Genomic DNA, 11672 nt, shown 5'->3' on the forward strand with positions numbered 1-11672 from the left:
GGTTTACAGGCGGATTTTCTTCAATTGGGGAAATATGTAACCTGTCAATTGTTATTCAGGATCTATAGCTTCCGTTTATTTTCACATAGTCATATGAGAAATCACAGGTCCACATTCTATCCGAAAAATTACCTCTTTTCAGATTAACTGTTATTTTTATCTCATTTGCCTTTAGTATTTTTTTAGCTTTTTCTTCATCGAACTCGAGAGCTGTTCCATTTCTGCATACCATAAGGTCTGCAAGGAAAATATCTACCAAATTCGGATCAAAGTCTGCACCCGAGTATCCTACTGCCGTAATAATCCTGCCCCAGTTTGCATCCTCTCCGAATATTGCTGTTTTTACAAGGGGAGATTTGGCTATCGCACATACTGCTTTGTAGGCGTCGGCTTCATTGCCGGCTCCGTTTATGGTGATTTCAACAAGTTTTGTAGCACCTTCGCCATCTTTGGCAATCATTCTTGCCAGTGTAGTACATACAAGATTCAGTGCCGAAAGAAATTTTTCATACTCAGCGTCTTCTTTTACAATGCCTGAGTTGTCTGCTTCCCCGTTAGCCAGCATTACAACCATATCGCAGACACTGGTATCACCATCTACAGATACTCTGTTAAAAGTGTGCTTTACAGTTTCCTTCAGTGCTTTATCGAGCAATCCGCGGGAAATATTGATGTCGGTGGTAATTATCCCGATCATAGTTGCCATATTCGGATGAATCATACCCGAGCCCTTAGCCATACCGCCTATACGTATATTTTCGCCCTGTATCTCAAGCTCCACGGCTATTTCCTTAGGTACAATATCCGTTGTCATTATTGCCTCTTCTGCATCATGTCCGCCATCTGGACTCAATCCTGCAATGGCGCCGCGTATGCCTGAACGCACTGCGGGCATGTTTAGCGGCGAGCCTATTACGCCTGTAGAACCGACAAGGATATCATCAGGCTCACAGTTTAACAACTGTGCGGCAAGCTCTGCCATTTCCTTTGCATCCTTATAGCCTCGTTCGCCCACACATGCATTTGCATTACCACTGTTTATAACCACTGCCTGGGCATATCCGTTTTTTATATGTTCCATTGTAACCAATAGCGAATGCCCTTTAACCACATTTGTAGTAAAAACACCAGAAGCTGCTGCCGTACCTTCAGAGCATACAACCGCAAGATCTTTCTTACCATTCTTCTTAAGTCCGCACGCTACACCTGATGCTGTAAAACCTTTTGGAGAAGTAACTCCACCTTCTATTATCTGCATTTATTCCACCTCAATTTTGTTATTATCTGTCAGGCTGGTACCCGACGGAAGTCATACGGTACACTCCTGAATTACTTATAGTCCGCTAAGAATACTAGAATTAATGAAAATTCTGCACATTATACTTTTCCTTCCATTAAATTATACAGAAAACATATTTAGTATTCAACAAATTATGAAGTTTTAAGGAAGAAAGCTCGGATAAATATTTGAAATTATCTAAAAATCAGTTGAAATTTATTAATATTTCTGAGAAAATTATTGATATCTTAAGTTAATGGAGGAAACCGGGATGTTAGATCCAAATTTGACTGCTATAATTTGTATAAGTATATTAGCTTTGATTCCAATCAGCATAGTATCCGTTGTAAAATTTACGAACCTGAAGCTTAAGACAGAACAGATAAGAGCAGATGCAATGGTAAAAGCCGAGGAAATAAAAGCAAGAAATCAGTATGAAATAGAAAAGCTTGTGAGTGGAAATCGCACAAACAGCAGAATCAACCATACGCAAGGCAATATTGATGACTCCTATGAAGACCCTTATGAAAAGAGGAAAGTCAGGGAAAGATAATATCAGTATGGTATCTATACCTTGACATGAATACTCAATTAATATATTATTTTTAGTAATTAAATTATTGAAATAAAAGCGATGAATAAGAGGAGTAGACAGAATTGGCCTTAAGAGAGGGATAGCCGTCGGGTGCAAGCTATTCTGGGAATCAAGCTGTTGAAGGTAGCTTATGAGCTCTATAGTTGAAGCTTTGCAGATAAATTTCTCGGAACATAAGGTATACTTATTGAGAAATTGAATCTGATTTCTGTATTTTACAGCCTTGTTAGACTATAGCGGAAACCAACCGTTAATATGGAGCATTTAGGATATATAAGTATTTTGAATGTAATGAGAAGCCCCTAGGGGAATTTTGGTGGTACCGCGGAATTACAAGCCTTTCGTCCAATATAGAGACGAAAAGGCTTTTTTGTTTATCTAAGCGAAAAACAGGATTTGCTAGCATTTGCAGGGAAGGGAGAGTATTATGCTGTTGTTGAAAATTTTCGGCCTGTTGTTTATTATACCAGGGTGTTTGCTGGTACTGATGGCAAGGCAGGTGGTATCCAGATTCAATCTGGATAGGAATGCAAAAGTTGATTTTGAAAATGAGATGACCGAGAAAGAACTGGAACAATATAAGGCAAACAAAGCTGCCGTAAATATTAAGATGCTTGGAATGTTGGTTGCTTTGCCCGGTTTTATCATGATTTTGATAGCATTTAAATAAGGAGTGGAGGAGTCAATATGGACGAACAGAGAAATATAGCAAAAACTTATGACCCTAAGCAGGTAGAAGACAGATTGTATAAGGAATGGACAGATAAGAGGTATTTTCACGCTGAAGCGGATGAAAGTAAAGAGCCTTTTACCATAGTCATACCACCGCCGAATATTACCGGGCAGCTTCATATGGGTCATGCCTTGGACAACACGCTGCAGGATATACTGATAAGATGGAAGAGGATGCAGGGGTATGCTACTCTGTGGCTTCCGGGAACAGACCATGCCAGTATCGCAACTGAGGCTAAAATAGTAGATGCAATGGCAAAAGAAGGTCTTACCAAGGAAATGATAGGCAGAGAGAAGTATCTGGAAAGGGCATGGGAATGGAAAAAGCACTATGGAGGCAGGATAGTGGAGCAGCTTAAGAAGCTGGGAAGCTCATGCGACTGGGAACGTGAGAGATTCACAATGGATGAAGGCTTGTCCAAAGCCGTTATTGAAGTATTTATCAAGCTGTACAACGACGGCCTTATTTATAAGGGAGAAAGAATCACCAACTGGTGCCCGAACTGCAATACTTCGATTTCTGATATAGAAGTTGAGTATGAAGAAAAGGAAGGCAGCTTCTGGCATATCAGATACCCGGTAAAAGGCAGCGCAGAGTACCTTGTGGTAGCTACTACAAGACCAGAGACGATGCTCGGGGATACTGCCCTGGCAGTGCATCCTGAAGATGAAAGGTATAAACACCTGGTAGGGAAAACAGTCATTCTTCCGCTGATGAACAGGGAGATACCTATAATTGCAGATGAATATGTCGAAAAGGAATTCGGAACGGGAGTTGTAAAAATCACCCCTGCCCATGACCCGAATGACTTCGAAGTCGGATTGAGACACAACCTGCCCCAGGTAAGGGTAATGGATGATAAGGGAAAAATGAATGAAAATTCCAGGCAGTATCAGGGTATGGACAGATACGAAGCAAGGAAGCAGATTATAAACGACCTGAAAAACCTTGACCTCCTGGTAAAGATTGAACCTCACAAGCACAATGTAGGTACATGCCAGAGGTGTAAGACGGTTGTCGAGCCGCTTATTTCAAAGCAGTGGTACGTAAAGATGAAGCCTCTTGCCGAACCTGCAATAGAAGTAGTTAAAAACGGAACTATAAAATTTGTACCAGAAAGATTTTCAAAAATATATTTCAACTGGATGGAGAATATCCAGGATTGGTGCATATCAAGGCAATTGTGGTGGGGACACAGGATTCCTGCGTATTACTGCCAGGACTGCGGATACATGGAAGTTGGGCATGATATGCCGGATAAGTGCTCAAAGTGCGGGAGTACAAAATTTGAACAAGACCCCGATACACTGGATACATGGTTCAGTTCTGCTCTCTGGCCCTTTTCAACCCTCGGATGGCCTGATATGACTGAAGATCTGAAGTACTTCTATCCGACAAATGTGCTTGTTACAGGCTATGACATTATCTTCTTCTGGGTGGCAAGAATGATATTTTCCGGAATGGAGCATATGGGTAAAGAGCCGTTTAAATACGTATTCATACACGGACTTGTAAGAGATGCCCAGGGCAGAAAGATGAGCAAGTCACTCGGAAACGGTATAGATCCACTTGAGATAATAGACCAGTATGGTACCGATGCACTAAGGTTTGCACTCAGTGCGGGCAATTCACCGGGAAATGACATAAGGTTCTCTACTGAGAAGATAGAGTCCAGCAGAAACTTTGCAAACAAGATATGGAATGCTTCCAGATTTGTATTGATGAATTTTGATGAGAATCTTGATTTTACAAAAGTTGATGCCGGTAAGTTTACCGTTGCGGACAAATGGATACTGAGCAGGATAAACACCCTGGCTAAGGAAGTAACCGAGAATATGGAAAAATTTGAGCTCGGTATAGCGCTTCAGAAGATATATGAGTTCATCTGGGAAGAGTTCTGCGACTGGTATATAGAACTGGTAAAACCAAGGCTGTATGACAGGGAAAGCGACAGCAGGCTTGAAGCCCAGTATGTCCTGAATTATGTACTCGGCAATGCTATGAAGCTTTTGCACCCTTATATGCCGTTCATCACTGAGGAGATATACACCCACCTTATTAATGATGATGCCAGCATAATGATATCAAGATGGCCGGAATACAGAGCTGATTATGATTATCCTGAAGCGGAAAAGAAGATGACGCTTATAATGCAGGCAATACGAAATATAAGAAATATAAGGGCTGAAATGAATGTTCCGCCTTCAAGGCGTGCTAAGGTGATATTTGTAACAGCGGGAAAAGAGGAAGAACAGACATTCACTGAAGGAAAGAGCTTCTTTGAAAGACTATCCAGTGCTTCGGAAATTGCCGTTCAATCCTCTAAGGAGGGTATTCCGCAGGATGCGGTGGCATCGGTTATTGCAGGCGCAGAAATATTCATACCTCTTGAGGATCTTATAGATGTAGAAAAGGAAATAGACAGACTCGAGAAGGAAAAGACGAATCTGGGAAAAGAGCTTGAAAGAGTTAATAACAAGCTGAATAATGAAGGATTTGTAGCAAAAGCTCCTGCAAAGGTTATCGAAGAAGAGAAGGAAAAGAAAATCAGGTATCAGGAGATGTATGATAAAGTCTCAGAGAGATTGAACGGATTAAAGAAGTAAAGTATATAAAATAACAGTTGTTTAAAATACAGCTGTTATTTTTTTTGACTTTATTTATGGAATAAAATACAATAATTTGTAAAATAATCTCGAGGTGATTGCTTGATATGGAATATAAAGAAGAATTAAGGAACATAACAGGGATTTTACTTGAAGAAGAGGACCATTACGGGAAAATGAAAAAGGCTGTAGATGATTTGTACAGGTTATTCCAGACTGTATCGGGTCTTGAGGAGAACAATGAAAAAATCAGGGAGGATATATTCCTGCCAAGCGGTAAGGCAATAGGGTCTTTTTGGGCAGCCGCATGCATAAAGGAACTGGTAAGGACAAAGAGGTATTTAAGAGGTGTATATAAAGGTATAAAGCAGGCGCAGACACAATTTCCCGGAAGGCAGATACATATCCTGTATGCCGGAACAGGCCCTTTTGCTGCATTGGCTGTACCGTTGACGACCGTATTTGCTAGCTCTGAAATAAAATTCACTCTTCTGGAGATAAATACTGAAAGCATAAGATGCTTGAAGAGAGTTATAAAGTCCCTTCAACTGGAGGACTACATTTATGAAATAGTTCAGTGCGATGCCGCGGAATACAGGGTAAACAGAGACAGACCGGTTCATATGATAATAACGGAAACCATGCAGAATGCGTTGAAAAAAGAGCCCCAGGTAGCCATAACCATGAATCTGGCTCCCCAGATGGAAGAGGGTGGGATTCTGGTACCTGAATGTGTATTTGTGAGTGCTGCACTGCTTGACCTCAAGATGGACATGGATAGGATAGTAGGAATGACGGGAGATGAAGAGCAATATTTCCACTCTCTCGGAGAAATTTTCCAGTTGGATAAAGACATTGCGACACGGTGTACGGATGAAGATATGCAAACCGATGGAAACCGGTCTTTTCCCTGGGTTGAGGTTGACATTCCGGAGGGTGTGGAAAGCAGATTTAGTCAATTGTGCCTGTTTACAGCTATAAGGGTTTTCGGTGGAGAAGAGTTGAAATACAGGGAGTGTTCGCTGACTATGCCTCTAAAGCTGTTTGACAGGGACCGGGCTGCAGATAAGGTGGCCTTCAGGTATGTCTTGGGCGATAATCCAGGGTTTGAGTACAGGGTTTGTCCGCTGCCGTGGAAATGTACTCATCAGGACAAAGTGAACTTTATTTCAGCAACAAACACGGGGACATGATAACTTGCAAAGAGGGAGTCGGAGGAGTCCATACTACTGAAGATATTTGTACTTATGGATGGTGGAAAAAATGAAATTTAAAAGCATGATAATATTAGGAATATTATCAGTAATTGTTTTGAGTGGAACAATTATATTTGTGAAATCATTGACTCGTTTTGAAAAATTAGATCAGCAGAATTATAATTTTGAAGAAAGAGCAAAATTGGCAGGAATAGATAAAGTTGAAAAAAGAAGTTAACAAAGCCTGCTAATAAAGATAATAAGGATACGCTAAAAAATATAGAACAGGTAAAAGGTTTTATTAAAGACGAAGAACTTAAAGACAGAGCCAAATATGAAAAGAGAGAATTACTTACTTACCAAGATTTTTTAGAAAAGCATACTCAATTCGACCTTGATTTATCTATCGACAAAGATAGAATGATTTGGGTTACAGTTTGCCATTACCCAAATGGATTTATGCACAAAACGGGTTTTGTAAAAAATGCAATTTTAACTAAATTCTATGATGCGGAAACTGGCGAAGCGCTAGGGTATTCAATAAGTTCTTTGGATAAAGATGGAAATGGAATTAAACGACCACAACATGGACAACCAAAACATGACACTAATTGATTTGAATATTTCAAACAGAACTTGAACACTACTAAACTAAAACCTAAAGCTTTAGATTTTTGTTTAGTAGTGTATTTTTTACCGCTTTATCATCTTGAGTATAAAATGCATCAGGGTTTTTTCATAACTTCCAGCCCACCTCTAAAAAGTCATACTAATAGCTACCCAAACAAAATTTTATTTTCCTACACAAAAAATGTAAACAAAGGATTGATTTAGCCATGAAACACATATATAATTCTATTATGTAGAATAATATCTAGTTTTGTTTATTTTTACAATCTGAGGTAAAAATTTGTTGATTTTAGGAGGGGGATGTTATGGAACCTATTTTAGGACAGGTTCAATTGTTTGCTTTTGGTTTTGAACCGATGGGGTGGATATTATGTGACGGAAGAACGCTGAATATCCAACAGAACTCAGCACTATATTCGCTACTAGGAACTACTTACGGGGGAAATGGTTCTACTACCTTTGGAATACCTAATCTTATGAATGCAAATCCTGTTCCGGCTGCTGGCAGCTATTACAACTGCTATTACATCGCAGTGGAGGGTATATACCCCTCAAGGTATTGATGACACTCCGCTATAATTCTTTATACTAAAAATCAGGAGGAAAATATTATGGATCCTTTTTTAGGTCAGATTCAGCTTTTTGCTTTTAATTTCGAACCGATAGGCTGGGTGCAGTGCAAGGGGCAGATACTGAACATAGCTCAGAATCAGGCGTTGTTTGCACTTATCGGCAACATATATGGTGGCAACGGTACTACTACCTTTGCGCTGCCAAACCTTCAGGGAGCTGAGCCTAATCCGAATACCAAGTACTATATAGCAGTACAGGGAATATTCCCGCCAAGAAATTAGGAAGTATTTAGTCTATTGGTTTAAATAAAACCGCAGGAAAGGATTGAAATATAATGGGGAATATAAACATAGCCTTAAATAAGCCTGCCAGCTCCAGCAGCTATTTATACCCGTATGCACCGCAAAGAGCTGTTGACGGCTCACTGGCTACAGCAAACAGGTGGCTCAGTGTGACACTGCCGGCATGGATGTCTGTAAACTTACAGGGAGTATACTGGATAGATAAGTGGACCGTAGCAAACCTGGGAGCGGCAAACTGGCCTCAAAACTACAATATGAACGGCTACAAGCTTCAATCCAGCATGGATAACATCAACTGGGTTGACAGGGATACTGTAACAGGAAATGCATCAAATTCTACAACACGCACAGTAGCACCATTCAAGGCATCATATGTACGCCTTTATGTTCCTGGGGGGCAGGGTATAGCTGCAAATACTAATTTTGCATCAATAGCAGAGTTTCAGGTATTTCAGGCAGACCCGACCAGCAGCTACCTTTCGGGACTTACAATAAGTGCGGGAACTCTCACCCCGGGGTTTGTGAAAACTACAACTGCGTATACTGCAAGTGTAGGATTTGAAACTTCAAGTATAACCGTGACTCCGACTGCTGAAGACAGCAGAGCGACTATTAAAGTGAACGGAGCGGTCGTAACCAGCGGCCAGCCGTCACAAGCAGTAAACCTGAACGTAGGACAGAATACAATTACGGTGCAGGTGACACCATACATAGGTGATCCACTTAACTATACAATCACTGTGACAAGGCAGGATAGTGTAAACCTTACAAATATGGTACTAAAAGATACAGCTAATAATACGATTGGGATAAGTCCTGCATTTACGGCAGGGACAACATCATATACGGCAAATGTCGAATTTGGTGTAGCAAGTGCTACCGTCACTCCTACAGCGGAAAGCAGTAATGCAGTAATAACGATAAACGGGGCTGTGGTGCAGAGCGGACAGGCATCGGGAGTGATAAGTTTGAATGCAGGAGCTACAACAGCTATACCTGTTCTAGTTACGGGCTATGGAGGCGCTTCAAAAACTTACACAATACAAGTTACCAGAGCAATACCGGACTTATATCTGTCCAGAGTCGATCTGGCTTTTAGCGGAAGTAGGTATTCGGGCAGTAGTAGTGTTACTATGAATCACACTGATTTGAATTATACAGCAAATACTTCTACAAAAGCATCCAGTGTAACCGTTACTCCATATGCAGAAATGAATGGGGTGAAGATAAACGTTAACGGTCAGGAACTGAACAGCGAACAGGCATCTACTCCTATAGCGTTAACCGGAGCAAGCACTGTGCTTAATTTAGTAGTAACCTATCCGAACTACACAGGCAGCAGAAATTACACAATTACAGTAACCAGGACATAAAGGTTGAATAGTTAGCTTGCTTTATTATGACAAGTGTTTGAGAGTCTATATTTATTTCTTATAGCTCTTAAACACTTGTTTCATAAATGTAAAAATTCAAGGCTGTGTTCATACAGGTGTAGAATCTATGCATGTTTATCCTAATATAATTTTAGATTAATAAGTGGCTCTTAAGACAGCAAATAACTTATTTATATAGATATTGTGAATAGAAAGAGGTAATATGAAATGAGGTATATACCGAAAGTGGCTCTAACTGTTTTTCTTGCGATAACGGTAGTTGTTAGTATTTTTAGCTTTTCATATGCAGGAGATGTAACTGAAGATTTCGAGACTTGGGGTTTTTCAAATGGAACAAGTGCTTCACCAGAATACGTGCATAACGGATGGAAGTTTCAATCTTTTTATTTAGGTGCATCAGCTACACCTTCAGCAATAAAGCTAGTTACTAGCCCTGCTGCTTTATCATTAAGTGATGGTGCTCCGGTAGATGAATTAAGGATTATAAAGATAAATGAGTTAGGCAATAATGTGCGTTTTATTTTTAAAGGCTTTTACTTCACCCGCACCACTCTAGCTCCGAGAAAGCTCAAGGTAACAGGTTGGAGGAATGGGGCACAGGTTACTGGAGAAATCTATTATGATTATGATGATTCAACACCTGATAATACATATTGTAATGTAATCAGTGATACTGGATTTCAGAATGTTGATGAAGTGAGGATTGCTGCTGATGAGGATGTAACAGAGTATAATAACAATAATGTAATAGATACTGTAAGAAAGCTTGATTTGTACTTTGAAGATTTTGTATATGATGCAACCCCTGTATCAAGTACAGCACCCATTCTTGGCAATATTTCCGGGGACAGTGCCAGTTATATTGAAGATTCCCCTCATGCCCTGCTTGATGCTGGGACGCCGGCTGCATTAACTGATGCAGATTCAACTAATATGAATGGAGGCAAGGTGACTGTTGAGATAAGCAGCAACCGTGTACCTGGCGAGGATGTGCTGTGCATTCAGAATCAGGGTGCAGGCAGTGGACAGATTGGAGTAAGCGGCAGTAATGTTACTTATGAAGGTACTACTATCGGTACATATTCAGGTGGTACAGGTGTAAACAATCTGGTAGTATCTCTTAATACCAGTTCTAGTCCTGCAGCAATTCAGAGTCTGATACGTGCTCTCACCTACTCAAATAGCAATAATGCAAATCCGGATACTTCACAAAGGACAATTTCCGTAACGGTTGATGATGGTGGAGGCGGTATTTCTGGTACAGCGAATGTAACAGTTGATGTAACAAGAGCGAATGATGCACCGGCAGATATCGGCCTGTCAAACAGCAGTGTACCGGAAAGCGCCATATCTGGAAGTACAGTTGGAATATTGAGCAGCACTGATGTTGATATAGGAGATACAACCTTTACATATGCGTTGGTAAGTGGAGCAGGGGATACAGATAATGCAAGTTTCGCAATAGATGGCACTGCTTTAGAGACAGCGGCAGGCTTTAACTATGAAGCAAAGAACAGCTACAGCATAAGGGTAAGGGCGACGGATGCCGGAGGGTTATGGTATGAGAAGCAGTTGACCATTGCAATAACCAATGTTAATGAAAATCCTACCGGGATAACACTTACAAACAGCACAATAGCTGAAAATAGTGCAACAGGAAGTGCAATAGGTACGTTTAGCAGCACAGATACTGACGTGATAGACACATTTACATATGCGTTGGTAAGCGGAGCAGGTGATGCAGATAATGCGAGCTTTACAATAGATGGCAATATACTTAAAACAAATACTACATTCAGTTATGCTGCAAAAAACAGTTACAGCATAAGGGTAAGGACAACGGATGCGGGAGGTCTGACATACGAAAGACAGTTCACAATAAGTATATCTGAAGTCAATGCAGCACCGTCAGATATTGCTATATCATCCAGCAGCATAGCAGAAAATAGTCCTTCAGAAAGTGCTGTAGGTAGTCTTAGTACTACAGACTCAAATTCAGGAGATGTACTTTTTACATATGCATTGGTAAGCGGAGCAGGGGACACAGATAATGCAAGCTTCGCAATAGATGGCACTGCTTTAGAGACAGCGGCAGGCTTTAACTATGAAGCAAAGAACAGCTACAGCATAAGGGTAAGAGCGACGGATGCCGGAGGGTTATGGTATGAGAAGCAGTTTACCATTACAATAACCAATGTAAATGAAACGCCTACAGACATTACTCTTTCAAATAACAGCATAGCAGAAAATACAGCATCAGGAAGCAGTGTAGGGACATTAGCCGGAATTGACCCTGATGCAGGAAGTAGCTTTACATATGCGTTGGTAAGCGGAGCAGGGGATACAGATAATGCAAGCTTCGCA

Annotated in this window: 10 protein-coding genes and 1 other annotated feature; of the genes, 9 read left to right on the forward strand and 1 reads right to left on the reverse strand. The window is 40.6% G+C overall.

Annotated features, from left to right (window positions below):
• Positions 1 to 55: 55 nt before the first annotated feature.
• On the reverse strand, positions 56 to 1258 hold the full coding sequence (gene argJ / locus N3I35_13715; protein MCX8131142.1) for a bifunctional glutamate N-acetyltransferase/amino-acid acetyltransferase ArgJ: 1203 nt from the start codon (positions 1256 to 1258) through the stop codon (positions 56 to 58).
• A gap of 292 nt (positions 1259 to 1550) precedes the next feature.
• Between argJ and N3I35_13720 the strand changes: the two genes are divergently transcribed.
• The 9 genes from N3I35_13720 to N3I35_13760 form a co-directional block, all read left to right on the forward strand.
• Positions 1551 to 1832, forward strand: a complete 282-nt coding sequence (locus N3I35_13720; GenBank protein ID MCX8131143.1) for a hypothetical protein — start codon at positions 1551 to 1553, stop codon at positions 1830 to 1832.
• A gap of 72 nt (positions 1833 to 1904) precedes the next feature.
• Positions 1905 to 2226: a binding site (T-box leader), on the forward strand.
• Positions 2227 to 2301: 75 nt separating this feature from the next.
• Positions 2302 to 2544: a hypothetical protein gene (locus N3I35_13725; GenBank protein MCX8131144.1), complete on the forward strand. Its 243-nt coding sequence runs from the start codon at positions 2302 to 2304 to the stop codon at positions 2542 to 2544.
• Positions 2545 to 2561: 17 nt separating this feature from the next.
• Complete coding sequence (locus N3I35_13730) at positions 2562 to 5213, forward strand: valine--tRNA ligase (protein ID MCX8131145.1); 2652 nt, start codon at positions 2562 to 2564, stop codon at positions 5211 to 5213.
• A gap of 107 nt (positions 5214 to 5320) precedes the next feature.
• The gene (locus N3I35_13735) at positions 5321 to 6406 is read left to right on the forward strand and encodes a phytanoyl-CoA dioxygenase (protein MCX8131146.1); all 1086 of its coding nucleotides are present in this window, start codon (positions 5321 to 5323) and stop codon (positions 6404 to 6406) included.
• 70 nt (positions 6407 to 6476) lie between these two features.
• The gene (locus N3I35_13740; GenBank protein MCX8131147.1) at positions 6477 to 6647 is read left to right on the forward strand and encodes a hypothetical protein; all 171 of its coding nucleotides are present in this window, start codon (positions 6477 to 6479) and stop codon (positions 6645 to 6647) included.
• Positions 6648 to 7344: 697 nt separating this feature from the next.
• The gene (locus tag N3I35_13745) at positions 7345 to 7602 is read left to right on the forward strand and encodes a tail fiber protein (protein ID MCX8131148.1); all 258 of its coding nucleotides are present in this window, start codon (positions 7345 to 7347) and stop codon (positions 7600 to 7602) included.
• A gap of 48 nt (positions 7603 to 7650) precedes the next feature.
• Entirely contained in the window at positions 7651 to 7893 is a 243-nt protein-coding gene (locus tag N3I35_13750; GenBank protein ID MCX8131149.1) for a tail fiber protein, read from the forward strand.
• 53 nt (positions 7894 to 7946) lie between these two features.
• Complete coding sequence (locus N3I35_13755) at positions 7947 to 9287, forward strand: cadherin-like beta sandwich domain-containing protein (GenBank protein ID MCX8131150.1); 1341 nt, start codon at positions 7947 to 7949, stop codon at positions 9285 to 9287.
• 228 nt (positions 9288 to 9515) lie between these two features.
• A partial coding sequence (locus N3I35_13760) for a hypothetical protein (GenBank protein MCX8131151.1) occupies positions 9516 to 11672 on the forward strand: 2157 nt, incomplete at its 3' end.

This window comes from Clostridia bacterium, assembly GCA_026414765.1.
GTDB lineage: Bacteria > Bacillota > Clostridia > Acetivibrionales > DSM-27016 > SKW86.